This window comes from Labrys sp. HAY1-8F (assembly GCF_056754975.1).
This window is the reverse complement of record NZ_JBPGWZ010000001.1, coordinates 1,474,047-1,499,889: the sequence shown is the minus strand read 5'-3', so window position 1 is coordinate 1,499,889 and position 25,843 is coordinate 1,474,047. Positions and strand designations below refer to the sequence as shown.

The following is a 25,843-nucleotide window of genomic DNA, read 5'->3' as shown; positions in this document are numbered from 1 at the left end:
TTCTTGATCAAAACATGGAGCAGCACCGTGGCCCGCACCGGCAAGACTCTGGTTTCTCTCCAGAAGATGAGCAAGCGCTACGCTGATCACCTCGTGCTGCCGCAGATCGATCTTCGGGTCAGCGAAGGCGAAGTGCTGGCGATCATCGGGCCAAGCGGCTCTGGCAAGTCGACCCTGCTGCGCTGTCTCAATTACATCGAGCAACCCAGCAGCGGCGTCATCACTGTAGCCGACACGCGGATCGAGGTCGGCAAGGACGACAACAAACGGCGCGTACGCGAACTGCGCCGTAACCTCGGCATGGTGTTCCAGTCATTCAACCTGTTCCCGCATATGAGCGTCCTGCGCAACATCACCCTACCGCAGGTTCGGGTACTCGGGCGCTCTGAGAAGGAAGCTGAGGACGTAGCGCGCCGCCTCTTGGAGCGCGTGGGTCTTGCCGACAAGGCGAGCCAATATCCGTCGCGATGCTCAGGTGGCCAGCAGCAGCGTATCGCCATCGCACGGGCCCTGGCGTTGGGCCCCAAGGTCATGCTGTTTGACGAGCCGACCTCGGCTTTGGATCCGGAACTGGGGCTGGAGGTTCTGGGCGTCATGCGTGAACTCGCCGACTCCGGCATGACCATGATCGTCGTCACGCATGAGATGAGCTTTGCTCAGAACGTCTCGGATCATGTGGTGATCATGGCCGATGGCGCCATCATCGAGGAAGGCTCCAGTCGTGAGGTCATCCCCAATCCGCAAACCGAACGGGCTCGCCGTTTCCTGCGCGCGGTGAACGAGCGATGACCTGGGAATATTTCTGGCTGATCCTCAGCGGCATTCCACTCACCATCGCGGTGACGCTGGCCGCGCTCGCACTCGGCATGGTGCTGGGCTTTCCCATCATGCTGGCCCGTACGGCCCCATTTGTGCCGCTGCGCATCCTGACCATCGTGTTCATAGCGCTTGTACGTTCTGTGCCGCCGGTAGTGTGGATCTTTCTGATTTTCTTCGGCGTCGGTGCTGATTTCGTCCAGATGGACCCGTTCACTGCCGCAATCGTAACTTTCGGGCTCATCAGCGCTGTCAACATGGCCGAGATCTATCGCGGCGGTTTCATTGCCGTGCCGGCTGGGCAGCATGAAGCGGCAACGGCGCTCAACATGTCGCGCTGGAATCATTTCCGTGACGTGACATTGCCGCAGATGTTCATTTTTTCGTTGCCTGCCATCGCCACCTACGCGGTGGGCCTGCTCAAGGATTCAGCCATTGCTTCCACCATCGGTCTGAAGGAGTTGACCTTTCAGGGGCGCTACGTCACGGAGATGACCTATAAGGGTTTGGAAGTCCTTGGCCTCGTCGGCGCCGCCTACATTCTGATGAGCCTGCCTATCGCCTGGCTATCCAGAAATCTGGGCGAAACGCTCAAGCGGAGGCTGGCGCGATGATCAAGCTCTGGATGGGGACCGATTGGGCAACGATCAATTCCTGGCTGCCGCAATTGTGGGACGGCCTGGTCGTCAACCTGCAACTGACGGCGATCACCTTGGCACTGGGCGTGCCGCTCGGCCTGATCTGGGCGGTGACCGTGCGCTCGCGCATGCGCGGGCTGCGTTATCTTACCCTGTTCCTGGTTGAAGTCGGACGGGGCGCGCCAGCACTGGTCCTGCTTCAGTTCTTCTATGCAGGCTTGCCGCAAAGCGGGCTGGTGCTCTCCTCCATGACCTCGGCAATCATCGGTCTAACCTGGAGTACGGGTGCCTATACGTCGGAAATCATTCGCGGGGGCCTGGAGGCAGTGCCAGCCGGCCAGGGTGAGGCCAGCCACGCGCTCAACCTGTCGGACTGGGACACCTTCCGCTATGTGATCTTGCCGCAGGGATTTTGGGTCGCGCTGCCAGCGTTGCTGGGCTTTGCCGTCCTGGTCTTTCAGGGCACCTCGTTGTGCTTTGCCATCGCTCTGCCGGAGATCATGGCTCAAGCCACGGACATCGGCGCCACAACCTTCCGCAATTTTGCCGCCTACGCCCTCACCGGAGGCATTTTCGCGGCCATCTGCATTCCCGCCTCCCTTCTGGTCGGCTGGATCGAACACAAGGTTGCAGCCCGTTCAAGACGTTAAACGACTCACCAGAGGAGAGGAGCTAACCAATGATAAAAATGCTGAAAACGATGTTCGCCGCAATCGCGCTGGCGACAGCAACCGGTACGGTGGCAGGGGCCTGTACACCATCCCCCGACGTCAAGACGCTCAAGCCCGGCGTATTGACCGTGGCCGCCCAGACATATCGGCCATTCTCGATCGTCGAGAGCGATGGATCGGTTACGGGCGTCGATGGCGAAATTCTCAAGCAAATCGCCAAGCTCGAGTGCCTCAGCATTGAGACGATCTCGGTCGATGCCGCCGCTGCCCTCAATTACGTACAGACGGGTCGCGCCGATGTCACGGTTGGCGACTGGTACCGAACAAAAGCGCGTTCTGAGGTACTGTTCATGAGTGATCCGCTCTATGTCGATCAGATGGGCATCGTGTCGAAGGAGGGAGCCACCAAGCTGGCGGATCTCGAAGGCAAGACCGTCGGTACCGTCCAAACCAATCTATGGGTCGCCGACCTCAAAAAACTTTACGGCTCCAAGCTGAAGACCTATCCGGTACTGGTTCAGGTTCAGCAAGATCTCAAGAACGGGCGCATCGACGCTTTTGTCGAAAGCTACTCCATCGCCATGCTGGCCGAGAAAGCTGGCGAACTCGGAGGCTTCAAGGCGGCGGTCGCCGGGCCAGACGAGCGCGTCGTATCCTCGAAGTTTCCAGGCCAGGGCTCCTTCCCCATGAACAAGGACAATGAAAGCCTGCTCAAGGCGTTCAACAAGCGTATCGCGGAACTCCATTCCGACGGGTTCATCAAGAAAACGCTGGTTCAGTTCGGGCTGTCTGAATCTGCCGGCAACACAGGCGACCCGCGCTGGATCGAGTGATCCGTTTTGGCGGGCGGCCATGGTCGCCCGCCTTCCTTTCCCATTCGGAGCATGGGCATGCCGCTTCCCAGCAATGATATCGTGTATGATGTCGCCGTGATCGGCGCCGGCATCATCGGTGCCTCCGCCTCTCAGCACCTGGTGGCCGCTGGCTATAAAACCATTCTTTTTGAACGCGACGACTATGGTGGTGGCACATCCAGCCGAACCTCGCGTCTCCAGCATTGCGGGCTGAGCTATTTCTCTCCGGCTGCCAATTCCATTGCTGCCTTCCTGCTAAAGCCGGGATTTGGACTGAAGTGTCTGGAATTGGCCCGCCGGGCGATGCGGGGGCGGGCCGAATTCGTGCGTTCCTGCCCCGAGCGTGTCCGCGCCGTGCCCTTCTATGTGCCTTTGACCGACGAGAATGCCGTCTCGACGGGAAAAGCCCGTCTCGCTTTCCGCATCCTGTCGGCTTTCTCGGGCGGAGTGCCGCTCGACACGCGATTTTACACCGCCGCGGAGGCCCGGCAATTGCCCGTGTTTCGTGGGCTTGCCGGCCTGGAACGCATCCGAGGGGCCATCAGCTTCACCGAATATCAGTTCCGCTGGCCCGAGCGCATCGTCAACGACACCATAGTGAAGGCGCGTCGGGCTGGCCTGACGGCCTGCAACTATACCGGCGTCACCAACTTGCGGCGCGAGGCTGACTTTTGGCGTATCGGCGTTCATACGCGCACGGGAGAAACCGGTGAAGTGCGCGCTCGTGCCATCGCCAATACCGCGGGTGTCTGGGTCGATGAGATCACGCGCATGGCTGGCGTCGGTGGAGCGGACCTCAACGTCGGGGCCAAGGGCACCAATATCGTCGTGAAGCTGCCCGATCATCTCAAAGGCATCGGCTTCGATACCGTCACCAGCACCGGAATGGCGTTCTATTTCATTCCCTGGAACGACCTTCATTATATCGGGCCGTGGGACAGCCCCGCAGACGGCGAACGCAAGAATTTCCGGGCTACCGAAGGGGACATCGATGCGATCCTGCGCGAAATCAACATGCTGTTCCCCAATATGAAGCTGGCCCGAGAGGATGTGCTCTATTCCTGGGCAGGGGTCCGGCCGCGCACGGCAGATGGGAACGACCCACTCGGCTCGATGGAGGTCAGAGAGCATGACCTTTCGCCGGTCTTGCCGAATTTCGTCGTCTTCACCGGTGGCCTTCTGATGACGCATCGCGACGCCGGACGCCGTATTACCCGCGCAATTGCCCGTCATATCTCTCCGGCCGGTCAGCCGACGCCAATCGATTATGGCGTGCCGAGGCAGCCGGACGAAGCTAGGTGGTCGCATGAAGCAGTATGCTGGGCGATCGAAGAGGAGCAGGCAACCACACTCGCAGGCATTTTGCGCAGGCGCTTGTCGGTGGGCTGGGAACGGGCATTGGGGCTCGATCTTGCCGAGGAGACTTCACATATTGCCGCGCCCTTGCTGGGCTGGGACGAGAAAAACCGACTGGCGGAGCTCGATCATTACCGCCAGGAGACGGCTTACTTCTATGGCGTTCAGGCGGATGCCGAGCGGTCGGTGGCGGACATTCTGCGGACGAATTGAGGAGTGAGTCATGCGGTATGTCGATGCAGATCTCGTCCATCGGCTCTTGCCCTACCAACGGTTGATCCCGTGGTTTGAGAAAAAGCTGACCGGCGAAATACCGATCTCGGAAGTGGTTCTGACCAACGAACCTGACGGCGGACCGAACAAGTTCGTGACATTGGTCGGTTGGCAAGCCGGTGAATTGATCGCTGTCAAAATGGTCGGAGTGTTTCCTGGAAATCTGCAGTTGCGGCCGCCACAGGCGAGTGTACAGGGGCTGGTGTGTGTATTCTGCGGGCAAACAGGCGCTCCTCAGCTCGTTGCAGACGGCGAGGCGATGACCTTTCGTAAGACAGCCGCCGATTCCGGTCTCGGCTCGCGGTTGCTGGCACGGGAAGATGCGCGCATTCTGCTGGTGGTGGGCGCCGGCGGTCTTGGTCCTCATGTGGCGGCGGCCCATTGTGCTGCCCGTCCGTCCATCAACAAGGTTCTGGTATGGAACCGAACGTTCGAGAGGGCTCAGTCACTTGCAGCGCGGTTGCGCGACAAGGAAGGAGTCACGGCAGAGGCGATGCGAGATCTCGATGAAGCTGTGCCGCAGGCCGATATCATCTCATGCGTGACGATGTCGACACAGCCTTTGGTCAAGGGCGCCCTGTTGAAGCCTGGAACGCATCTCGACCTTGTCGGGTCCTATTTGCCCGAAATGTGTGAATGCGACACGGATGCAATCGCGCGCGGTAGCGTTTTCGTAAACAGCCGTAGCGGTATCACCAATGCTGGTGACCTCGTACAGGCCTTTGAGGCTGGACGGTTTAGGTGGGAGGATATTCGAGCCGATGCATCGGAACTATGCACTGGGATTCGATCAGGGCGCACCTTCGAAGATGAGATCACGATTTACAAGAATATCGGAGGAGCGCAATTCGACCTGTTTACCGCCGAGTTGCTCATGCAGGAGACCGGCGGAGACATGAGCGACAGGTCACATCGGAAGATCTCGGACTTGTGATCGTCTTTAGACGGAGCTCGTAGCTGCTTGCAATTATCCGTGGCCGACAACGAGTACCTGCTGGAACTGTGAGACGCCTGCAGTGCGCAAGCCGGGTGAAGGCCTGGATAGAGTTTCAGTGGGAAGTGACCGAGCTTTCCTGCTCCTTCTGTATGCGAGACTGATATCTGGCCAGAGGCGATGACGCCATTGAAGTGAGTGGCACAACGAGCTTTTGCGGTACCAGGCCGCTATTGGACGCTTTCATACGCAACCATCGCAGCCCCTATAAGCCCTGCATCGTCTCCGAGCGCCGCTGGCACGATTGCGGCAGGTGGGAAGCCTGGCAGGAGGCCGGCGCGTAAAGCGCTGGCCATTTCGGTTTCGAGCAGATCGAACAAAGCAACCATGCCGCCACCCATGATGATGCGGCTCGGCGAATAGCAGTGCTGAATATTCGCAAAACCCATGCCAAGGAAGCGCGCAAATTCAGCCAGCAACTCGAGGGCCAGCCGGTCGCCGCCACGAGCGGCTTGCGCCACGTCGAAGGCCGAAACCTCTCTTCCGTCGGCCAGCGCGGCAATGCGGCCCGCAGGTTCAGCAGCCAGTTTGGCCCGCGCCCGGCTGGCAAGGGCTGGACCGGAAGCCACAGCCTGCCAACAGCCATACCGGCCGCAGGCACATCGCTCCGAGCTATCGGTGACATGTGTATGGCCGACCTCGCCCGCCAAGCCGCCGACCCCTCTCAACAAACGGCCGTCGACGATAATGCCGCCGCCAATGCCAGTGCCAACGGTGACATAGGCAAGATTGGTGCAGTCACGACCCGCACCGGCGCGCCATTCCCCACGCGCTGCGGCCTTGGCGTCGTTCTCTAGAAAACAGGACAGACCGGATGCGCGCGATATTTCTTCCGCAAGCGGAATATCCGTCCAGCTGGCGAGAGCGGGAATGTTGAGCACGCGACCCGCCATGGCGTCGACGGCGCCAGGGACACCGATGCCGACGCCGTGCGTATCGGGGTCGCGCAGTCGCGCGATCCCTTCGCAGATCTGGCGGATGACGGCGGCCGGCCCCTCCTTTGATGTCTGCTGGCGCTCCGCTGCACGGATGCGCCCGGCCATATCGACACAGGCGACACGCACATGCGTTCCGCCGAGATCGACGCCAATATAGCTAGCGGCTTCCGCCACGGGCGACCTCCGTTCAGATCGTGACCTTGCTGGTGCGCAGTGGCGTGCCGACATCGCCCGTTACACGGCGCAGGGCCACGGCGATATTGAGCGCCTGCAGTGAAAGCAGCATCGAGGCAGCAGCCGCAAGGCCGGAATTCGCTGGCAAAGAAAGCGTGGTCGCTCCAGCGATCGGAGCTTGCCCACTTGTGTCGACGACGATCGTCGGGCAGCCTGCGTCGAGCGTCGACTCTGCCAGGGAGAAAACGAGGGCGCCGTCCGGCGAGGCATCGCGCAACAGCACAATGCCGAGGGAAGGCCGCAGCACCTCGAATGGCCCATGACGGAACTGGCCGCCCTCGAAGCCGATCGTTACCACCCGCGCGAGCTCCATCATGGAGAGGGCTGCGCTGCCGGCCACGCCCGCCATGGCGCCATAGCCGGAAAAAATCACCGCTTCGCAGGGCGCAAGAGCTTCGTCCAAGGGAGCGACATCCGGCTCACCCGCTGCCTCGAACACGGTGCGTAGGGCTGCGTTGGGCAATCCGAGTGCATCGAGGACGGCACCATGCATGGCGAGTGTGAGGGTGATGGAGCGCGTCGCGGCAAAGGCCTGTTCGGGACCGCCATGGGCGATAAGCGCGCCCTTACAGGCGTTGGCAAGCGGGCTGCGGCCGTCCAATGTCAGGGCGAACGTATCGCCACTTACGGCCGGTATGTCCAGGAGCTGGACGATTTCACCTGAACGCCCGGATTGGGACGCGATGAACAGAGTGTGTTCTCCCCGCGGGACAGGTGCTGACAGAAGCTCGGAGGCCGTCACGGCGCGGCAGTCGAGTCCAAGCCGGCGGTAGAGCGGCGCCACGATGGCGTTGACGTGATGGGAACCGCCCATCGCGCAAAGGATGAGGCTGCCGGTCCTGCGTGCGCTGGCAGTGGCGGCGGCAACTGCCTCGCCATTGCCATCAAGGGTCGCCAGGGCATCGCTGCCTTGCCGATTCATCTCCACCCGCATTCGGCGAAGGCCCTCATGGTTTTGCATCTTGAAACTCCACTCCTGATCGAAAGGGCGAGGTGCCCATCAATGGATGAGAGCGCCCGTGTCGGCGTCGGCAAGACACAAATTGTCTAGCGTGACATCGAGCGTGAGGGGCGCTCCCGCAATAAGGCGCGAACTCGGCGCGAGGCGGGCGACGACCTGTGTTCGGGCGATCGCCCCATGTACCAGTGTCTCCATGCCGAGCGGCTCGATGACCCCAGCCTGCATCAAAAGGCCATTCGAGCCCGGTGCCGACAGACTGAAATGCTCCGGACGAATGCCGGCAAGGAGCTTCTTGCCCGAATGCGCGCTGAAGCGCTCGGCCTTTTCCGGCGGCAGCGCCAGCACGCCGCTGTCGCCCAGACGCAGGGCCAGATAACCATTCTCGGATACGATCTGGGCAGGAATGAAATTCATGCCCGGCGACCCGATGAAGCCGGCGACGAAGACGGTGGCCGGCCTGAGATAGAGGTCCTGCGGTGGAGCGACCTGTTCGATGCGTCCCTTGTTCATCACCACCACGCGGTCGGCCAAAGTCATTGCCTCGACCTGGTCGTGCGTGACGTAGATCGTCGTGGTCGGCACCCGGGCATGCAGTTGCTTGATCTCCGCCCGCATCTGCACGCGCAGCTTGGCATCGAGATTGGAGAGCGGCTCGTCGAACAGAAACACCTTGGGGTTGCGGATGAGGGCCCTTCCCATCGCCACGCGTTGGCGCTGCCCACCCGACAATTGCCGTGGCTTGCGGTCGAGCAGAGCAGTGATGTCGAGGATCTCCGCCGTCTCGCCCACCCGGCGGCGGATCTCTTCTCGTGGCGTTTTCCGCAGCTTGAGACCGAAGGCGATGTTGTCGGCGACACTGAGATGGGGGTAGAGCGCGTAATTCTGGAAGACCATGGCAACATCGCGTTCGCCTGGTTCCAACTCATTGACTCGCACGCCGCCGATGCGGATTTCTCCGGTCGTGATCTGTTCGAGGCCGGCCACCATGCGAAGCGTCGTCGACTTGCCACAACCCGATGGACCGACCAGCACCACCAGCTCGCCTTCGGCAATGTCGAGATCGATCCCGTGTACCGTTTGAAGGCCGTCATAGACCTTCACCACCTTTTGCAACGACACCTCAGCCAAGGTCTGCGTCTCCCATGGATCGAACAATCATCGGAGGTTTCAAGCGGTGTAGAGGGCGCTGGCTGCCTGCCAATCGAAATCCTCGTCGAGCGGAATGGCCGGCCGGTTCAGCGTCTCCCATTGCAGGCGGGTCATGTCGAGCTGAGAGGTGCCGTCACTGAGGAGGAGAACATGCCTTGCGCGGATATCCTCAAGCTGAGGATGGAGATAGCCCAGCTTGACCACATAAGCTTTGTGCGCGGTCGGATCGATGCCCATCGCGCTGAAGTGATGCGGCGTGGTGATGCCGATCGAGCGCGCGTGAAACGTGGCCCGTACCGCTCCGATGCTGACATGCGCCCAGGCGCTTTCGACCGAGCGATAAGGTTGGAAGCCGGGTAGCACCAGCGCGTCGCCACAGGCTTCCACCCTGGCGCGGACCCGCGTCGAGGTCTTTGGCCGGGAGATATGTTCGGCACCAAGCTCGATCTCCACTTCGGCGCCGACCCCCGCCGCCACCAGCTTTTCAACCGTCAAAGGCGCGGTGATGCCGGCGATGACGACATCGCCCATGGCTGTATCGCGTAGCGCCGCCTGTAGGACGAGCGTGAGATCACCGGCCGCACCTGCGGTGGTGTTGTCGCCGGAATCGGAGACATAGACAGGCTTCTCGAGACAGGTGACGGCGAGCCGCAAGCCCTCCGCGACCTCTGCCGTTTCCATGCGCAGCTTGAACTCGTGGCGCTGCGCCCAGATACGCTCTGCGAGGGCGATGGCCTCGCGCTTCGCCACATCCGGATCGCCTTCGCTGACCGCGAATGCCGTTACCGCAGTCCAGGGACGATCGTTCCAGGCGAACCCCACCAGGATGTTGCTCTCCATGAGGCCGTCGCGCCCGTCCAGCGCCGCAAGATCGCCATAGAGCCGGTCGGCCGGCGGCATGCCGGTGACGGCGGTTTCTCCAGGGACCAGGATGGGAATGCTGACGGCTGCCTTGCGTGGCTTCAGGCCCTGCCGGATCACCCGCAGGAGCTGGTCCGCGGCGCGATAGCCTGTTTGCCGGTCATCGCGATGAGGGACCGTGCGCAGTACGCTGAAGACCGTGGCGGCGCGCAACAGATCCGGCGTCATGTCCCCGTGCAGGTCGAGCGAGACGCCGATCGGCATGTCCGGACCCACGGCGGCGCGGATCGCACCAACAAAGTCGGTATCCGCATCGCGGCCGAGATCCGCCACTTCCAGCGCACCGTGGTTGGCCACCAGCACGCCGTCGAAGGGACCTTGCTCCTGAAGCAGGCGCAAGGTCTTGTCCTTGACCTTGCCATAGGCATCAGCCGTCATCGCGCCGCCGGGCAGGGCGGTAACCCAATAGAGGGGCACGGCCTCGACGTCCGAATCCGCCCTCAGGCGATCGAGCATGCCGCGGATCATCCACACGTCGCCCTCGGCGATATCGCGGGCGGAATAATGCTGCAATGCATCCCAGTCAGTGGGCTGCGGCGAGGCCAGCATGATCTCGATCGACAGACCGGCGATGGCAATACGCATGGACGGATTCCTTGGTGAAGGTGCGCTCAGGGAAGAACGCTGGAGGATTCGAGGCCGGTCACGCCATCCAAGGCGAGGGCAATACCGCCGAGGTAAGGCTTGGCCGCGGAGATTTCCGAGAAGATCACCTGACTGCGCGCATAGATCGAAGGATGGGCCTGGCGCTTGAGCGAAGGTTCCAGGCTTGGGCGCAGATAAGCTTCGGCCCGGGCCATGTCGCCGCCGAGCACGACGACCGGAGGATTGAAAGTATTGACCAGATTGGAAAGGGCGGTGCCAAGGACCTCACCGGCGAGGGAAAAAGCGTCTAGTACCGCCGGATCGCCCTCTTGGGCGAGGGCCAGAATCTCTTCAATTGCATGGATAGGACGGCCACTTACCACGCTGGCATGCGTGGCGATTGCGCTTTCCGACAGATATGCCGACAGGCATCCTGCACCACCGCAGGAACACAGCCGCCCATGCGGCACGACCTTGATGTGACCAAGTTCGCCGGCAAGTCCCTCGGCACCAAGATAGATCGAGCCGCCAAGAAACAGTGCCCCGCCGACACCTGAGCCCGAGAACATGTAGACGAAATCGTCGATATCGACGCAACTGCCGAACATGCGCTCAGCCATGGCGGCCGCCTTGCCGTCGTTGCCGACATAGATCGGTACGCTGACCGTGCGCTGAAGGCGCTCCAAGACCGGAATGTCATGCCAGCCGAGAATGGGGGCATGAACCAGACTTCCGTCATGGCGAACAAGGCCCGGCAATGAGACACCAACGCCCAGCAGCGGCATCGACCGCAGATTGTTCCCGATCACCGCTTCAATGCCTTCGGCCACACGTTCTTCCAGTTTCCCGGCGGCTCCGTCGAAGAATTGGCGCAGATGTGCCAGCGGCGCACCGTCGAGCCCGGCAGCGACGATGGCGATCTCCTCTGCCTCCACCTGTACGCCCACCAACAGGCCGGCGTCGGGCGAAATGGAAAGCCCTTCGGTGGGGCGGCCTGGCCGGTTTCCTGCCGTCCGCGCCGAGCGCAAAATCAGGCCCAGCTCGTCAAAGCGATTGACGATGGAGGAAACGGTCGACTTGTCGAAGCCGGTCTTGCGCACGATATCGCGCTGCGAGGTCTGGGGCTCGACGCGGATGCGATGGAAGATGGCATTGGCGTGATAGCGCCTTATATCGGAGACCTTCACCAGCAGGGCGACCTTTTTCTATATTTAAGAAAAATTCTGGCGAAAGCGTATGGCACTGTCAATGCCCCGAGGCTGTATTTGATTGAGAATCCACCAATCTGACTGGATTTACGAAAACTCTGTCTGTCATTGGTACGGACGGGCGTTGACAGGACTTGAGATTCAGCGCAGTTTTTCTTCACTAAAGAAAATATCGCACCCAAGGCCTTACGTTTGCGGATGCGAAGAGAGAGCCACCGTCTGGAGAAGATCATGCGAACCCTGAGATGGGCTACCGCCCTCGTCGCCGTCCTCGCCTCGTGCGCAGTTGCAAAGGCTCAGGACAAGCCGGAAATCTGGAACTACTACGCCGCAGGCTCGGAAAAAGCCGGCATGGATGCACTCATCGCCTATGCCAACAAGCACAATCCACAGGCCTCGGTCGCGAGCCGGGTTATCCCCGGCAATGTGGTGGAGCTTCGCCGGCAGTTGCAGACCTCGCTGATGGGTGGCAAGCCGCCAGCGGCCTATCAGAGCTCGATGGCCTCCGAACTGAAGACGTTTGTCGATGGCGGCAGGCTTCATCCGCTCACGGATGTCTGGAAACAAATCAATGGAGACAAAATATTCCCGGAAGGTGTGCAGCGTGCTGTAAAGATAGATGGCATACCATACGGCATCCCCTTCGATTTTTCTCTCATCAACGAAGTATTCTATAACAAGACGGTCTTCGAAAAGCTGAAGATCAATCCACCGAAGAATTGGGACGAATTCGTTGCAGCCTGCGGCAGCCTGCGCAAGGGTGGCGTCGAGCCCATGGCCAATGCCGGTGGACCGTTCTGGAGCCTCTACAACTTCTATGCGCCGCTGGTTTCGACCGTGGGCGTCGAGGGCTACTATAAGATCGCACGCGGTGAACTGGCCTTCGAGTCCCCCGAGTTTCGCAAGGCTCTCGACCTCTACCGCCAGACCATGGTGAGCTGCTACGCCAAGAACTGGAGCGGCAAGACCTGGACGCAGGCCTCCGATGATCTGGCCAATGGCAAGGCCGGCATGTTCATGATAGGCATCTGGGCAGCCGCCTACCTGCAGAAGGCCGGCATGGAAGCTGGCAAAACGTTCGATCTGTTCCCAGCACCCGGCACCGAGGACAAGGTCATCTTCCAGATGGATGCCTTCGCCGTGCCGGACGGTCCGGCCGACAATATCAAGACGGCCGAGAGTTTCATCAAGGCGGCAGCCAGTGTCGACGGCCAGGCAGCCTTCGCTGTGCCGAAGGGGTCTTTAGCTCCCAATATCGAGGTCAGTCCGAAGATCTACGGTTATGCCGGCGCGAAATTCGCCGAGCAGTTGGCCCTTGCCTCCAAGAGTCAGGCGGTGCTGCCGAACCTGTTCTTCCTGCTGCCGCCGGATGTCGGCGCAGAGCTCGGCAACCAGATCGAGCGTTTCGCTATCGATCCATCCCAGGCCAATGAAGATGGCATGATCTCTGCCCTTGAGGGCTTGCGTAAGGAGGCGATCGCCAACAACGCCTATGTCAAATGGTGAGTTGGCGCTTGTTCTGATGCATTTGCCAGAAGGCCGGCCGGTTCTCCCGGAAAATGCCCAGGGCGCGCCCGGTTCTCTCCCGCCGGCGCGCCCTCCAATCCCACGGTAGGCAGCGATCCGTATGGCAAGTTTCACGCGCGTCTTCGGCCTTCAGAGGTCTACAATCGCTTTCGGCGCCTTCCTGGTGCTGCCCGTCGCTCTTTTCCTGCTCTTCTTCATCTATCCGATCGCTCAGACCCTCTACATCTCCCTGCACGACTGGAACGGTATCGCTCCGACGATGCGCTATGTCGGTTGGCGCAACTACGCGACGCTGGCAAGCCAGCCTCGCTTCCTGCACGCTCTTGCCAACAACCTGTCCTGGCTCGCTTTCATGTTGATCTGTCCAACGGGGCTGGGTCTCTTGTTGGCAGCCTTGCTTGACCGGGGCATCCGGGGTGAACGCTGGTTCAGGATCCTGTTTTTCTTGCCTTTCACCATCCCGGCGGTGGCGGTCGCGGCGATTTGGCGATGGGTCTACGAACCCTCGAGCGGCCTGCTCACCACGATGATGGCACTGATCGGTCTTGGTGACCTGGCACAGAACTGGTTGGGCGATCCCAAAATCGTCACCTATTCATTGATGGGCGCAGTGCTGTGGTGGACGACGGGCTTTGCCTTTCTCGTCTTCTTTGCTGGTCTTCGCAACATCCCTGAGGAATTTCTGGAGGCTGCACGCATCGAGGGTGCAACGCCCTGGCAGGTGTTTTGGAAAGTCAGCTTTCCGCTGCTGTGGCCCTCCACCATCATCGTGCTCGGTATCTTCGCCATCGACGCCATGCGCCTGTTCGATGTGGTCTGGGCCACCACCAGCGGTGGGCCGGCTTATTCTTCCGAGGTCCTCGCGACGCAAATGTACGACGTTGCCTTCGGGCGCTTCCAGATGGGGCAGGCGAGCGCCATCTCCGTCTATCTGTTGGGCATCGCCGCCGTGTTCATCATGCCGTACATCTATTACATGTCAGGCCGCGTGGCCGATAGCGAGGCCGAGTGATGGCCAGTGCTCTGCCGCAACGCCGGATCGCCGCTTATGTCGTGGTGCTGGTCTTCGCAGCCCTCTTCCTGGCGCCTCTTGTCCTGGCGCTGTCGACCTCGCTGAAGTCACCCGAAGAAATCACCCGCGTCCTGGCCCCGCCTTTGTCTTTGCACGTGCAGAACTACGGTGTCGCCTTTTCCGAGATGGGGCGCAGTTTCCTCAACTCGCTACTCATCACGGCGCCTGCGGTGGTGCTCTCGATCCTCATCGGTTCGATCGCCGGCTATCCACTGGCGATGACGCGGGGGCGTGGTGGCAAGATCGTCTATTTCGTGCTGCTCTCCGGCATGCTCGTCCCTTTTCAGATCGTCCAGATTCCGCTCTTCGTGATGATCCATGCGATCGGCCTCTACGACACCATTCCCGGCATGTGGCTGGTTCATACCGCCTACGCGGTCCCCTTTTGCACATTCTTCATGCGCAACTTTTTCTCCTCGGTGCCGCGATCGATGTTCGAGGCAGCGCGGATCGATGGCTGCACCGTCACCGGTTATTTCTGGCGCCTGCTGCTGCCGGCCTCGACCTCGGGCCTGGCGGCGCTCGCCATCATCCAAAGCCGTGCAATCTGGAACGATCTGCTCTTTGCCATCACGTTAACGAGTAGCGACAATGCCCGCCCGGTTACAGTCGCCATCGCCGGTTTCACCAGCGGCACGCAGGTGGAATATGGACCGCTGATGGCGGCGACCGTCGTTTCCACCCTGCCGGTGATGCTGGCCTATCTGGCCTTCCAGAAATCCTTCGTGCGAGGGCTGCTCGGTGGCTCCGGCAAGTGAGTTCGCGGATCTGGGGAGCCTGAAGGCGGTGCTCGATCGCATCATCCCGGGTGACGATTTTCCCTCGGCCTGCGAGGCGGGCGTCGATCGCTTTATCCTGGCTCTATGGTGGTCAGGAAGCGAACCGTCCGCCGGCCTTGTCGCCGAAGGCCTTGTGGCGCTGGGCGAAAAATGCCTGGCAGCCCATGGCCGAGCTTTTGTCCGCCTCGCGAGTGCCGAACAGGATGCTGCTCTGGTGGAAGTTGCGATGAAGCCCTGGTTTCGCTGCCTCTGCGAATTGGCGGCCGAGGGCTATTATGCGGACCCAGGCAACGGCGCAAACCCCGCGGCCAGGTCCTGGGCGATGATCGGTTATCGTCACGGCTTGCCAGAAGGCCCCGCCGGTCCGCCCGCCGATAGCCCTGAAGTGGTGATTGGGAAGTTACGGGCATGAGCGCTTACGATGCCGTCATCGTGGGTGCCGGCGCAGGCGGTTGCATCGCAGCCTGCGTGCTGGCCGAAGCCGGCAAGCGCGTGCTTCTGGTCGAGCGGGGCAGGTTACGCAGCTATTCCGACAGTGGCCACCGCGATCATCTGAGAAATCACCGCGTTCAGCGCTATGGCCTCAATGCCGGTCCTTATGTCGATGGCAATCCGCGCATCCACGTCGATGCCAATGGCGAGGAGTGCCTGGTCCGCCCGCATGAGGAAGCCTACAGCGCCAATGCCTCTGTGGTCGGCGGCGGCACATTGCTTTATGGCGGCCTAGCCTGGCGTCTTCATCCTGGCGATTTCCGCATGGCTACTCTTTACGGCGTGCCTGCTGGCTCTTCTCTCGTCGACTGGCCGTTCGGTTATGAAGAGCTGGAGCCATGGTACGATCGGGCCGAATGGGAGATCGGTGTCGCCGGTCTCGGCGGTGCCAACCGACATGAGGGAGCGCGATCGCGAGGTTATCCGATGCCGCCGGTTTCTCCCAGCGCGTCGACAGGCGTCCTGGGACGTGGGGCCGCAGCCCTCGGCATCGGCACCTTTCCGCCGCCACTTCTCATCAACACCGTGCCCCGCTCCGGGCGGCGGGCCTGTGTGGAGTGCGGCTCGTGCGTCGGCTTTCCTTGCCCGAGCGACGCCAAGAACGGCACGCATAACACCGCGCTTCCCCGGGCCCTGGCAACCGGGCGATGCGAGCTCCTGACAGATACTGTCGTCGCGCAAATCAATACCAACAAAGGGGGGTGCGTCACCGGCGTCGATGTCCTCGAAGCGAAGGATGGAGACTGGCGGAGGCGCCGTGTGGCGGCGCGCAGTGTCGTGGTCAGTGCCGGTGCCATCGAGACGGCTCGCCTTCTGCTGCTGTCGGCCAGTGATCGTGAACCACACGGCCTGGGCAATGGTCGCGATCTGGTCGGCCGCAATTTGCAGGGCCACACCTATCCCATCAGCTTCGGTCTGTTCGAAGAGGTGGTGGAGACGTCATACGGGCCGGGCGTCACCATCGCCAGCTGTGACTACAATCACGGTAACGAAGGAATCGTTGGCGGAGCCATGCTGGCAGACGACTTCGTCATGACACCGGTCGAATTTTGGAAGACCGCCCTACCGCCGGATTTGCCGCGTTACGGCTTGAGTGCCAAGCATTTCATGCGCGACGGCTATCGGCATGTGACTCAGTTGCGCGGACCTGTCCACGAGGTTCCGACGCCTGATTGCCGGGTTACTCTTGCTCGGGCACACCGCGATCGTTGCGGACTACCCGTAGCGCGGCTTTCCGGCCTCACCCATCCGGAAACCCGACGAACGGCCGCCTATGTTCGGAAAAAGGCGGATGCTTGGCTGAAGGCCTCCGGAGCCATCAAGGTCTGGGGCATGATTCCGCCGCCTCGGCTTTCCGGGGGACAACATCAGGCCGGCACGGCGCGGATGGGCGTCGATCCTTTGCACTCAGTCACGGATGTCCATGGCCGCGTTTGGGGGCACGACAATCTTTATATATGCGATGGCTCCTTGCACCCGACCAATGGTGGATTCAACCCCGTGCTGACCATTATGGCTCTGGCTTTTCGTGGGTCTGCACATCTGGCTGACAACCTGTAGTACCTGATCTCTGGGTGACTTTGATCAAGCCGGCTTTCGGCCTATTAGAGGGATAACGCTGATGGCTTGGCAGAGGCCAAGAACTCTGAGGGCGTTATAAAAATTTTGTCAATTTCTTATAACAACCTTGCCTGTGTAATATGCCCCGCCTATAAGAGAATAAGATATTTCTTATAGGCGGGGCATATGAAGACCATTGACCTTGCCTACCGCACCATGTTCGCCGAACTGGTGCAGCGCAGCCTCGATGCATCGTTTGAGACCGATTTCTCAACGGCCGGCAATTTTGTGCGGGTGCCGGTCAAGGGCAGGGACTATTGGTATTTCGAACAGACGCAGCCAAGGAAAACCCGCAAATATGTAGGCCCCGCGAACGATCCCGATATCGCCAGAAGGGTCGAGGCCTTCCAGGAAATCAAAGGTGATCTGCGCGCCCGCCGCAGGCTTGTTTCCTCCTTGACCCGGGACGCCGGCCTGGCGGCACCCGATCGCTTCACCGGTGACATCGTGGAGGCAATGGGCAACGCCGGCATTTTTCGTCTACGAGGACTGCTCGTTGGCACGGTTGCTTTTCAAACCTATGCCGGCCTGCTCGGCGTCCGCTTGCCCGGTGCGTCATTGCAGACGGGCGATGCCGACTTCGCCCAGCACTATTCGGTGTCGTCGTCGCTCGAGGATACCCTTCCCCCTGTTCTCGATATTCTGAAGGCGATCGATCCCAGCTTTCGGGCAATTTCCCACCGGCTGGATCCGGCGCGTGTGACGCAATTCGAGAATGCCGCCCGTTACAGGGTGGAATTCCTCACACCGAACCGCGGATCTGATGACGATGTCGATCACGCCAGCCCGATGCCGGCTTTGGGAGGTGCGTCAGCCCAGCCCTTGCGCTTTCTCGACTTCCTGATCCAGGAGCCGGTGCGGACCGTCATGCTCCACCGATCCGGCGTCCCGGTCGTCGTGCCGTCGCCGCAGCGATATGCGGTGCATAAATTGATTGTCGCCTCACGGCGGCAATCGGATGCCGGCAGTGCTGCAAAGCGTGAGAAGGACATCCAGCAGGCGAGCCTGCTGATCGAGGCCCTCGGCGAAACCCGCTGCGGGGACGATCTTGCCGAAGCCTTCACCGAGGCTTGGAATCGGGGCCCGAACTGGCGTGCAGCCATTCAGCAAGGCTTGAACGCGCTGCCAGAAAGGCAAAGAATTTCAGCCTTATTGACGATCCAGGTCGGCCTGGCTTCGATCGGCGCAAAACTGGATGGCTTCAACGGGACGGGATCGGCCGCAAAGACATGACAATGCCCTCGATAGTCGGGCGTGCGAGGGAAGCTGACGATTTAACTATCGATCGGAAAGCATTCGTCCGTCCTTTCGTCGATGCCGGTGTCCTCCTGCATAAGGCGGTGCCGTAGCGCCCGTTAGAGTGAGAGAGTGGATGGGATTTTCGTGACGGGTTGAGGGTCGGGAGAGAGGTTTCCGGCGCCCGTCATGGAGATTGGTTCCATGACCATTGAGGTTCTTGATAGCCGTCGCGACGCAAGCGGTGGATATAAGGTCGATGTCAGCCGCGGTGAACGGATCGGCCGTGTGTCTTCCGAGTGGTTCTCGCGCCCTGGCGACGAGCGCTATCTGTCGCTATCGGAACTCGGCCTTGCCGTTCGAGAGAGGACCGAGCGCAGCCGGACGCGGGTGGTCGAGAGCGCGCTGATCCACGTTGAGGCAAGCCGGGAGGATCCCGAGCGGATGTCTCTCATCCTGCCAGGTGTGGATAGGCCCGTCGCACCCACCCATTGGAGCTTCGGCCAGCTTGCAAGCCAGGTCGGTGCGCCTGCAGCCTATCTGCGTCAGCTCCCAGCGGCGCTCGCCAGCATCAATCTGCAGTATGGTCTGGCCTCCCACCGGGCCGAGCAGATCAAGACGCTGGAAACCAACAATGGCCGGCTCGAACTGCGGGCCGTCACTGGCCCGGACTATGGGCGCATCTATGATCATGAACTGGTCGAAGCCGTGCAGCGCATTGCCGGTAACGGGACCGGCGACACGCGCTGGAAGGTGCCCGGCGTGCTCGATTGGTCGACAGGCAGCTACAATCCCCGTGTGGACATTACCAAGGATACCACCACCCTTTATGCCTCCGATCGTGACGTCTTTCTCTTCCTGGTCGATGACCTCAACCCCATCGAGGCCGGCAGGCTGCCAGACGGATCGCCGGATCTCTTCTTTAGGGGGTTCTACTGCTGGAATTCCGAGGTCGGGGCAAAGACGCTTGGAATGGCAAGTTTCTATCTCAGGGCCGTCTGCCAGAACCGCAATCTGTGGGGCGTGGAGGATTTCGAGGAAATCACCATCCGCCATTCCAAATATGCGGCCTCTCGTTTCGCCCACGAGGCCGCCCCGGCCCTGCTGAACTTCGCGAACTCTTCACCCGTGCCTTTTGTCAATGACATCAAGGCTGCGCGCGGGCGGATCGTCGCAAGATCCGACGAGGACCGGTCGGACTTTCTGCGCAAGCGCGGTTTCTCCAAGGCTGAGACCGGCAGGATCATCGAGACGGTGCTGGCGGAGGAGGGGCGTCCGCCCGAGACGATCTTCGACTTCGTGGCCGGCATCACCGCAGTTGCGCGCGACAAGCCCCACCAGGACGCCCGGCTCGAACTCGAGGGCAAGGCGAAGAGGCTGCTCGATCACGCCGCCTGACCCCCGGCGCGGCCGGAGAGCCGGGCCTGCGGTCTCCGACGTTGATGTTGTCACTTCGAATTGCTGGTTCCGTGGCGCTGCCCTCCAGAGTTAGAGGGCGGCGCTTTGCTTCGTGACGGGTTGGGTTCGAGAGAAAGGCTCTCGGCGCCCGTCGCGGAGTGAACATCATGGCCAATGCCGTTCGCAAGATCGTCCTGTCGTCGTCGCGCGACATCCCCTTCAACAAGCTGGTGCTGAGCCAGGCCAATGTCCGGCGCGTCAAGGCCGGCGTCTCGATCGAGGAATTGGCCGAGTCCATCGTCCGACGCGGCCTGATCCAGAGCCTGCATGTGCGGCCAGTGCTCGATGCCGAGGGTGTGGAGACCGACACGTTCGAGGTCCCCGCCGGCGGCCGCCGCTACAGGGCCCTGGCGTTGCTGATCAGGCAGAAGCGCCTTGCAAGGACGGTCCCAGTGCCCTGCGTGGTCTCGGACGCGGAAAGCGGCATCCTGGTTGACGAGGTCTCGCTTGCCGAGAATATCGAGAGGGCTCCACTGCACCCCCTCGACCAGTTCCGGGCCTTCCTCGCCATGCGCGATAAGGGCATGACCGAGGAAGCGATCGCCGCCGCCTTCTTCGTGCCGGTGCAGGTGGTCAAACAGCGCCTGCGCCTGGCAGTGGTTTCGCCGGTATTGCTCGAGGTCTATGCCGAGGATGGCATGACGCTGGAGATGTTGATGGCCTTTACGGTCTGCGAAGATTATGAGCGCCAGCAACAGGTCTGGGACGCCATCCGCAACAGCTGGCAGAAGGATCCCTATCATATCCGGCGTCTGCTGACCGAGACCACGGTACGCGCCTGTGACAAGCGGGCGGTGTTCGTCGGCATCGAGCAGTATGAAGCGGCCGGCGGCATCGTGTTGCGCGATCTGTTCCAGTCCGACGACGGCGGCTGGCTGCAGGATGTCGGCCTGCTCGACCGGCTGGTGACGGAAAAGCTCAAGGCCGCGGCCGACGAGATTGCGGGGGAAGGCTGGAAGTGGGTCGAGGCTGCGGTGAACATGCCCTATGGCGCCAGCCATGGCCTGCGCGAGCTCGTCGGCACGATCATCGACCTGACCGACGAGGATCGGATGGCCCGCGATGCCCTGCAGGCCGAATACGACCAACTGTCGGACGAGCATGACGGCATCGAGGAGCTGCCGGATGGGGTTGAAGGGCGCTTCGGTGCGTTGGAGGCGGCGATGGAGGCCCTCGACAAGCGGCCTGTTTCTTTTGAGCCTGCAGAGATCGCTATCGCCGGCGCTTTTGTCAGCATCAATGCCGATGGATCCCTTTTGGTCGACCGTGGCTATATTCGCCCCGAGGATGAAGTGCCGGTCACGGGAGGAGAGGGGGATGCGAACGAAGCCGATGGCGACGCCGACGATCCGGTTGCGCACGCCATTCGATGTTCCGTCATTACCATCGGCGGACAACCGGCCTCGATTGACGATGAGGAGGAGGATGATGGCATCAAGGCGTTGCCCGAACGCCTCCTCATCGAACTGACCGCTCATCGCACCCTGGCGCTACGCGATGCCGTGGCGCAGAATCCGCAGGTCGCCATGACCATGCTGCTGCACAAGCTCGTCCGCGATACCTTTCAGCACAAGTCTGGGACAGGTTGCCTGGAGGTCTCTATCCGGCATGTCTTCTTTCCTGGCCAGGCCGACGACCTCAGCGACAGCCCCTCGGCCAAGGCCGTCGCCGAACGCCATCAGGGCTGGATGCAGGAGATTCCTGATGATGACGAGGCGCTGTGGGATGGGCTCGCCGGGCTCGACGAGGCCAGCCGCATGGCCGTGCTAGCCCATTGCGTCAGCTATGGGGTAAATGCCCTTCATGAGAAGCCCAACCCGTATGGTGGCAGCGGCGTCAGCGAGCAAGGCCTCAAGCTTCGTCTTGCCCAGGCCGACCGGCTGGCGCGGGCGACCGGGCTCGACATGGCGGAGGCCGGCTGGCAGCCGACGGCCAGCAATTATTTCGGCCGCGTCACCAAGGTCCGCATCCTGCAGGCTGTGGCGGAAGGGAAGGGGCGAGCTGTCGCCGACCGGATCGCCCTTCTCAAGAAAGGCGAGATGGCGAGTGAAGCCGAAACACTGCTCGCCGACACCGGCTGGCTGCCCGAACCGCTGCGCTTGCCGGTCATCGAAACGGGCGGCGAGGAAACGGCGGCGAAAGACGGCATAACGGCCATGGGCATCGAGGACGCCATCGACGACAGTGATGAGGCGATCGGCGCACCTCACGCGGTCGCAGCAGCCTAACCCGTACTCCCACGACTTGGCTCACCTGGCCCGCTGGCTTTGCCGGCGGGCCTTTTTCTTGAGGAGGCCGCCATGACGGCGAAGACGCAAGATCTGGCGCGCCGGCTTGCCGAACGCGCCGAGGCGGTATGCCGCCATTATCTGTCGGCCGGCCGCCGCCAGGGCCGGTACTGGCAGGTCGGCGACATCAGCAACACGCCCGGCCGCTCGATGTTCGTGCGGCTGCAGGATTCACCGAATGGGCCAGCCGGCAAATGGACCGATGCCGCGACAGGGGAACACGGCGATCTCCTCGACGTGATCCGTGAGGCGCTTGGCCTTGCCGACTTCGCCGATGTGATCAAGGAGGCCCGACGCTTTCTCAGTCTGCCACAGCCCGAGTTCGAGGAGCGGCAGGCGAGTCAGCGTCGTGCATCAGTTCCGTCTGGGTCGCCCGAGGCGGCGCGGCGGCTCATTGCCATCTCGCAACCGATCGCTGATACGCTCGTAGAAACCTATCTGCGTGGCCGTGGCGTCACGGCCTTGATCGGCACGGCAAACCTGCGCTTCCATCCTCGATGCTATTATCGACCAGACCACCATGGTTCGACCGAGACCTGGCCTGCCATGGTCGCCGCCGTCACCGATCTCAGCGGCAGGATCACGGGCGCGCATCGAACCTGGCTCGCCCCGGACGGGTCCGGCAAGGCGCCGGTCGACGTCCAGCGCAAGGCCATGGGCAATCTGCTCGGGCACGCGGTCCGCTTCGGCTATGCCCGCGAGGTTCTGGCGGCAGGCGAAGGCATTGAGAGCGTCCTGTCGGTGTGGGAGCTCATGCCCGGCATGGCGGCTTGCGCGGCCCTGTCGGCAGCGCATCTTGCCGCGATCCTGTTCCCCGATACTTTGCGCCGGCTCTACATCGTCCGCGATAACGATCCGGCTGGCGACGGTGCCCGAGACACGCTGATCGAACGGGCCAACACTGCCGGGATCGAGACGATGGCGCTTTCGCCTATGCTTGGAGACTTCAACGAGGATCTGCGGACGCTTGGGCGAGATGCCGTGCGCATGCAGATCCGGAGGCACCTCGCGCCCGAGGACGTCGCCCGTTTCATGCTCGGCTGAAATGGTCGGAAGGTCGGATCGCGTCGGCTGCCATCATCGTCGTTTGCTTCATACCTGGAGCCCTTGAGGGACCACCCTTGGCCTTCAAGAGGGCGATCGGCCCGCAAACCGGCCGGACAGGCAATGGCGTCGGCCGACTATTTTCCGCCAGCGGGACGAGCCCGCCTTTGCATCGCCAAGCAAAATAGCCGGCCTTTGCCATCCTTCGCTCACGCTTCGGCCCGGAGCTGTGCGCCGGGTGCAGGTTCGGCCCGCCTGCGGGTTTCGTCGCCATGAAGGCCGCGACGGTCGCGGTCCCCCGACGGAGCATCCCATGAGCACGCACAATGACGAACGCCAACCTGGCTCATCTCCCTTCGATCACATGTTGCAGGAACTCCAGCTTTATGGCTACCGGCCCTACGAGATCGAACCCGATCCCCGGCCGCTCCCCGAAGGCAATCGTGTCGCCGGCGCCATCGCGGATATCTTCGACGCCCTGATTGCCACTTTGGTGGACACGCGCCTCGAACCCGATCTCGAGGACCTGCTCTGGTCGACCGTCAACCTCTTTCACCGGGCGAGCGACCGCATCGCGCGCCAACTCGACGATAACGAGCAGGCGCAGCGGCGAAGCCAGGGCGAGCAGGATGGCAGCGAGGTCAGATCGGTCGAACTCGAGCGCCTCACCGCCGAAGGGCAGACCCTGATCGAACGCCGAAATGCCTTCGAACTGATGCGCGACCAGGCCGCCGACCATTTCGAACAGCACACCCGAACAAGCTGGCGCCCGCGCACCGGATCGATGGTCAATCATCGTAACCTCACCGCCGCGGTGATCGACAGCCGCGATTTCCTGGCGGCCAGGCGGCGAGCCGAAACCGAGATCATGTTGCCTGCCGGGCCGAAGATCGCCTTTTCGGGTGGCGACACCGTCGACCACAAGCTGATCTGGGCAAAGCTCGACCAGATCCACGCCAAGCATCCCGACATGGCGTTGATGCATGGTGGCTCGCCAAAGGGTGCCGAAAAGATCGCGGCGCGCTGGGCCGACCATCGCAAGGTACCTCAAATCGCCTTCAAGCCGGATTGGGTGAGATACGCCAAGGCCGCGCCTTTCAAGCGCAACGACCAGATGCTGGCGGCCATGCCGATCGGCGTCATCATCTTCCCGGGTACAGGGATTCAAGAGAACCTTGCCGACAAAGCGCGCAAGCTCGGCATTCCCGTCATGAAGCTCGCCGACGGAGCCTAGCGTAGCGGATCGAGATTGTCCGGGCTTGGCTTGAGACCATCGCATTTTCTGGATGGGATGATCTGAGACCGTAATCCACCTCGGACTCACCAGACTGGGGCGCAAAGGATGGGAGGCGAGCTCACGGCGTTGAGATTGAGGCTCGGCCGCTACTTACCTGGCAATCCTGGCAGCGCGCATTTCGCGGACACGTTCATGGGCGCGGCCAGCATCGAACTGACCGCTCGAGAAATGGCAGATTTCAGCCGGCTCAACATTGAATCAGGCTGATGCGCTCCCGGTCGGAGGATTGCGACCCGACGTGCCAAACTGGTCGGCCGCCATCAACAGATGCTCGAAATCGCGAACGATCAGAAAGCCGGCATCAGACAGAGCATCGACGAACTCAAATCGCGCAGCTTCAACACTCTTGAGATCGGATATGGCTTTTTGGCACACATCCAAAGCATGCTCATAGAGATCGCCGCCCTCGTCCGGCCACCGCGTGCGCATGAAAGCCAGCGCTTCGATGACACCACGGATTTCAATCCAATGCCCGGCATCCAGCAGGAAACGAACCGGTTTGCCAAAATGCTCACTGTCCATAGTCTAGCTTTGTTACCGCTGCCGGAGGGCTGGCCAATACTCCAAAGCCCTGTCGGGCTCGGCAGCGACCCGGCTCTACGAGTATTGGCCAACCGCTCAGCTTATATCCTTTTCGACGAAGTCTTTGTGAGGCTTCACTGCAAGGATGGACTACCACCCTCCGACGAATGTCGGCCATTGGCCGCTCGACGACGGCGTACCGCGCGATCGTAGCGGTACATACTATTCGCCCTGTCGCCGTCCAGTGCGCGAAGCGCGTCCATGATGTCATCGAAGGCAACGACGCGTCCTTTGCGGATCTCCCGAAGGCTCGGAGTCGCCTCCAACGCGCAGGTATCCGAAGCCCATGCCGCCAGGATGGCCCGCTTTTCAGTCAGCGTCAGATCCGGATCGGCCACGACATCCCTTGGATGATCGAAGGCCGATCCAGGATGAAGCAGCTGGGAAATATCGAATTCGTTTCGTGTTGCTCGCTTTTCCATGACAGAATCCTCCGTAGCCGGAGGGCGACAGATTAACGCCCTCGAACCATAGCATTCAAGCTGCCTTGGCTGATCTACCGTTATCGACGGCTTCAGCGGAGCCGATTTCAATACGGCGGGGCTTCATGGCTTGCGGTATCCGCCGCGCTAGGTCGATTTGCAGCAAGCCGTTTTCAAACCTTGCGCTGCCGACCTCGACATAATCGGCTAGGTTGAAGCGACGTTCGAAGGGCGCGGCGGATATGCCATGATAGATGTAATCTACGCCATTCTTCCCTTCTGCTTTGCGTCCGGCTACGGTCAAAAGATTCTGCTGCGTCGTGACGGTTATATCACTCGCCTTAAAGCCCGCGACCGCCAAGCTGATCCGAAAGCTATCTTCGCCGGTCCGGATGATATCATAGGGGGGATAGCCCTCGGCCAACTCC

The 25,843-nt window shown here is 61.5% G+C and carries 24 protein-coding genes; 16 read left to right on the top strand and 8 right to left on the bottom strand.

Annotated elements, in window-relative coordinates:
- Positions 1-66 precede the first annotated feature (66 nt).
- From ACR9ZN_RS06900 to ACR9ZN_RS06875, 6 genes are read left to right on the top strand one after another with little or no spacing between them, the layout of a single operon-like run.
- Positions 67-789: an amino acid ABC transporter ATP-binding protein gene (locus ACR9ZN_RS06900; protein ID WP_481271973.1), complete on the top strand. Its 723-nt coding sequence runs from the start codon at positions 67-69 to the stop codon at positions 787-789.
- Entirely contained in the window at positions 786-1,430 is a 645-nt protein-coding gene (locus ACR9ZN_RS06895) for an amino acid ABC transporter permease (RefSeq protein ID WP_068285001.1), read from the top strand. Before ACR9ZN_RS06900 ends, ACR9ZN_RS06895 begins: the two co-directional genes overlap by 4 nt.
- Positions 1,427-2,104 carry an amino acid ABC transporter permease gene (locus ACR9ZN_RS06890; protein WP_245314620.1) on the top strand — a complete coding sequence of 226 codons (678 nt, stop codon included), beginning with the start codon at positions 1,427-1,429 and terminating at the stop codon, positions 2,102-2,104. The genes ACR9ZN_RS06895 and ACR9ZN_RS06890 overlap by 4 nt, the downstream gene beginning before the upstream one ends.
- Positions 2,105-2,133: 29 nt before the next feature.
- Positions 2,134-2,958: a substrate-binding periplasmic protein gene (locus ACR9ZN_RS06885; RefSeq protein ID WP_068285002.1), complete on the top strand. Its 825-nt coding sequence runs from the start codon at positions 2,134-2,136 to the stop codon at positions 2,956-2,958.
- Between the two features lie 57 nt (positions 2,959-3,015).
- On the top strand, positions 3,016-4,548 hold the full coding sequence (locus tag ACR9ZN_RS06880) for an FAD-dependent oxidoreductase (protein ID WP_481271742.1): 1,533 nt from the start codon (positions 3,016-3,018) through the stop codon (positions 4,546-4,548).
- A gap of 10 nt (positions 4,549-4,558) precedes the next feature.
- A complete protein-coding gene (locus tag ACR9ZN_RS06875) occupies positions 4,559-5,542 on the top strand; it encodes an ornithine cyclodeaminase (protein ID WP_481271741.1) in 984 nt (327 codons plus the stop codon).
- Positions 5,543-5,772: 230 nt separating this feature from the next.
- On the opposite strand, the gene ACR9ZN_RS06870 is transcribed toward ACR9ZN_RS06875, so the two are convergent.
- From ACR9ZN_RS06870 to ACR9ZN_RS06850, 5 genes are read right to left on the bottom strand one after another with little or no spacing between them, the layout of a single operon-like run.
- Positions 5,773-6,714 (bottom strand): ROK family protein, encoded by a 942-nt coding sequence (locus ACR9ZN_RS06870; RefSeq protein WP_481271740.1) that lies wholly within the window; start codon positions 6,712-6,714, stop codon positions 5,773-5,775.
- Positions 6,715-6,727: 13 nt separating this feature from the next.
- A complete protein-coding gene (locus ACR9ZN_RS06865) occupies positions 6,728-7,735 on the bottom strand; it encodes an SIS domain-containing protein (protein ID WP_481271739.1) in 1,008 nt (335 codons plus the stop codon).
- A gap of 39 nt (positions 7,736-7,774) precedes the next feature.
- Positions 7,775-8,863, bottom strand: coding sequence for an ABC transporter ATP-binding protein (locus ACR9ZN_RS06860; RefSeq protein WP_481271738.1), 1,089 nt, complete (start codon positions 8,861-8,863; stop codon positions 7,775-7,777).
- A gap of 39 nt (positions 8,864-8,902) precedes the next feature.
- On the bottom strand, positions 8,903-10,390 hold the full coding sequence (locus tag ACR9ZN_RS06855; protein ID WP_481271737.1) for a M81 family metallopeptidase: 1,488 nt from the start codon (positions 10,388-10,390) through the stop codon (positions 8,903-8,905).
- 26 nt (positions 10,391-10,416) lie between these two features.
- Positions 10,417-11,577: an ROK family protein gene (locus ACR9ZN_RS06850; RefSeq protein WP_481271736.1), complete on the bottom strand. Its 1,161-nt coding sequence runs from the start codon at positions 11,575-11,577 to the stop codon at positions 10,417-10,419.
- A gap of 252 nt (positions 11,578-11,829) precedes the next feature.
- Here ACR9ZN_RS06850 and ACR9ZN_RS06845 point away from each other — a divergent pair, with 252 nt between their 5' ends.
- The 10 genes from ACR9ZN_RS06845 (at position 11,830) to ACR9ZN_RS06800 (ending at position 24,348) form a co-directional block, all read left to right on the top strand.
- Positions 11,830-13,104 carry an ABC transporter substrate-binding protein gene (locus tag ACR9ZN_RS06845; protein ID WP_481271735.1) on the top strand — a complete coding sequence of 425 codons (1,275 nt, stop codon included), beginning with the start codon at positions 11,830-11,832 and terminating at the stop codon, positions 13,102-13,104.
- 121 nt (positions 13,105-13,225) lie between these two features.
- The gene (locus tag ACR9ZN_RS06840) at positions 13,226-14,137 is read left to right on the top strand and encodes a carbohydrate ABC transporter permease (protein WP_068285012.1); all 912 of its coding nucleotides are present in this window, start codon (positions 13,226-13,228) and stop codon (positions 14,135-14,137) included.
- Positions 14,137-14,955: a carbohydrate ABC transporter permease gene (locus ACR9ZN_RS06835; protein ID WP_068285013.1), complete on the top strand. Its 819-nt coding sequence runs from the start codon at positions 14,137-14,139 to the stop codon at positions 14,953-14,955. The genes ACR9ZN_RS06840 and ACR9ZN_RS06835 overlap by 1 nt, the downstream gene beginning before the upstream one ends.
- Positions 14,939-15,388 (top strand): gluconate 2-dehydrogenase subunit 3 family protein, encoded by a 450-nt coding sequence (locus ACR9ZN_RS06830; protein ID WP_481271734.1) that lies wholly within the window; start codon positions 14,939-14,941, stop codon positions 15,386-15,388. Before ACR9ZN_RS06835 ends, ACR9ZN_RS06830 begins: the two co-directional genes overlap by 17 nt.
- Positions 15,385-17,028 (top strand): GMC oxidoreductase, encoded by a 1,644-nt coding sequence (locus ACR9ZN_RS06825; RefSeq protein WP_481271733.1) that lies wholly within the window; start codon positions 15,385-15,387, stop codon positions 17,026-17,028. Before ACR9ZN_RS06830 ends, ACR9ZN_RS06825 begins: the two co-directional genes overlap by 4 nt.
- A gap of 186 nt (positions 17,029-17,214) precedes the next feature.
- On the top strand, positions 17,215-18,321 hold the full coding sequence (locus ACR9ZN_RS06820; RefSeq protein WP_481271732.1) for a nucleotidyltransferase family protein: 1,107 nt from the start codon (positions 17,215-17,217) through the stop codon (positions 18,319-18,321).
- Between the two features lie 207 nt (positions 18,322-18,528).
- Complete coding sequence (locus ACR9ZN_RS06815) at positions 18,529-19,722, top strand: DUF932 domain-containing protein (protein WP_481271731.1); 1,194 nt, start codon at positions 18,529-18,531, stop codon at positions 19,720-19,722.
- 167 nt (positions 19,723-19,889) lie between these two features.
- Positions 19,890-22,010 carry a ParB/RepB/Spo0J family partition protein gene (locus tag ACR9ZN_RS06810; protein WP_481271730.1) on the top strand — a complete coding sequence of 707 codons (2,121 nt, stop codon included), beginning with the start codon at positions 19,890-19,892 and terminating at the stop codon, positions 22,008-22,010.
- A gap of 72 nt (positions 22,011-22,082) precedes the next feature.
- The gene (locus tag ACR9ZN_RS06805; RefSeq protein WP_481271729.1) at positions 22,083-23,114 is read left to right on the top strand and encodes a DUF7146 domain-containing protein; all 1,032 of its coding nucleotides are present in this window, start codon (positions 22,083-22,085) and stop codon (positions 23,112-23,114) included.
- Between the two features lie 313 nt (positions 23,115-23,427).
- Positions 23,428-24,348 carry a DUF2493 domain-containing protein gene (locus tag ACR9ZN_RS06800; RefSeq protein WP_481271728.1) on the top strand — a complete coding sequence of 307 codons (921 nt, stop codon included), beginning with the start codon at positions 23,428-23,430 and terminating at the stop codon, positions 24,346-24,348.
- A gap of 261 nt (positions 24,349-24,609) precedes the next feature.
- Here ACR9ZN_RS06800 and ACR9ZN_RS06795 read toward each other — a convergent pair whose 3' ends face one another.
- The 3 genes from ACR9ZN_RS06795 to ACR9ZN_RS06785 form a co-directional block, all read right to left on the bottom strand.
- The gene (locus ACR9ZN_RS06795) at positions 24,610-24,933 is read right to left on the bottom strand and encodes a DUF982 domain-containing protein (RefSeq protein WP_481271727.1); all 324 of its coding nucleotides are present in this window, start codon (positions 24,931-24,933) and stop codon (positions 24,610-24,612) included.
- Positions 24,934-25,067: 134 nt separating this feature from the next.
- Positions 25,068-25,415 carry a hypothetical protein gene (locus ACR9ZN_RS06790; RefSeq protein WP_481271726.1) on the bottom strand — a complete coding sequence of 116 codons (348 nt, stop codon included), beginning with the start codon at positions 25,413-25,415 and terminating at the stop codon, positions 25,068-25,070.
- Between the two features lie 55 nt (positions 25,416-25,470).
- Complete coding sequence (locus ACR9ZN_RS06785; RefSeq protein ID WP_481271725.1) at positions 25,471-25,839, bottom strand: Hsp20 family protein; 369 nt, start codon at positions 25,837-25,839, stop codon at positions 25,471-25,473.
- Positions 25,840-25,843 lie beyond the last annotated feature (4 nt).

Coding starts and splice junctions, on each gene's coding strand:
- ACR9ZN_RS06900 (WP_481271973.1), top strand. CDS start 67: ATGAGCAAGCGCTACGCTGATCACCTCGTGCTGCCGCAGATCGATCTT.
- ACR9ZN_RS06895 (WP_068285001.1), top strand. CDS start 786: ATGACCTGGGAATATTTCTGGCTGATCCTCAGCGGCATTCCACTCACC.
- ACR9ZN_RS06890 (WP_245314620.1), top strand. CDS start 1,427: ATGATCAAGCTCTGGATGGGGACCGATTGGGCAACGATCAATTCCTGG.
- ACR9ZN_RS06885 (WP_068285002.1), top strand. CDS start 2,134: ATGATAAAAATGCTGAAAACGATGTTCGCCGCAATCGCGCTGGCGACA.
- ACR9ZN_RS06880 (WP_481271742.1), top strand. CDS start 3,016: ATGCCGCTTCCCAGCAATGATATCGTGTATGATGTCGCCGTGATCGGC.
- ACR9ZN_RS06875 (WP_481271741.1), top strand. CDS start 4,559: ATGCGGTATGTCGATGCAGATCTCGTCCATCGGCTCTTGCCCTACCAA.
- ACR9ZN_RS06865 (WP_481271739.1), bottom strand. CDS start 7,735: ATGCAAAACCATGAGGGCCTTCGCCGAATGCGGGTGGAGATGAATCGG.
- ACR9ZN_RS06855 (WP_481271737.1), bottom strand. CDS start 10,390: ATGCGTATTGCCATCGCCGGTCTGTCGATCGAGATCATGCTGGCCTCG.
- ACR9ZN_RS06845 (WP_481271735.1), top strand. CDS start 11,830: ATGCGAACCCTGAGATGGGCTACCGCCCTCGTCGCCGTCCTCGCCTCG.
- ACR9ZN_RS06840 (WP_068285012.1), top strand. CDS start 13,226: ATGGCAAGTTTCACGCGCGTCTTCGGCCTTCAGAGGTCTACAATCGCT.
- ACR9ZN_RS06835 (WP_068285013.1), top strand. CDS start 14,137: ATGGCCAGTGCTCTGCCGCAACGCCGGATCGCCGCTTATGTCGTGGTG.
- ACR9ZN_RS06825 (WP_481271733.1), top strand. CDS start 15,385: ATGAGCGCTTACGATGCCGTCATCGTGGGTGCCGGCGCAGGCGGTTGC.
- ACR9ZN_RS06820 (WP_481271732.1), top strand. CDS start 17,215: ATGAAGACCATTGACCTTGCCTACCGCACCATGTTCGCCGAACTGGTG.
- ACR9ZN_RS06815 (WP_481271731.1), top strand. CDS start 18,529: ATGACCATTGAGGTTCTTGATAGCCGTCGCGACGCAAGCGGTGGATAT.
- ACR9ZN_RS06810 (WP_481271730.1), top strand. CDS start 19,890: ATGGCCAATGCCGTTCGCAAGATCGTCCTGTCGTCGTCGCGCGACATC.
- ACR9ZN_RS06805 (WP_481271729.1), top strand. CDS start 22,083: ATGACGGCGAAGACGCAAGATCTGGCGCGCCGGCTTGCCGAACGCGCC.
- ACR9ZN_RS06800 (WP_481271728.1), top strand. CDS start 23,428: ATGAGCACGCACAATGACGAACGCCAACCTGGCTCATCTCCCTTCGAT.
- ACR9ZN_RS06795 (WP_481271727.1), bottom strand. CDS start 24,933: ATGGACAGTGAGCATTTTGGCAAACCGGTTCGTTTCCTGCTGGATGCC.
- ACR9ZN_RS06790 (WP_481271726.1), bottom strand. CDS start 25,415: ATGGAAAAGCGAGCAACACGAAACGAATTCGATATTTCCCAGCTGCTT.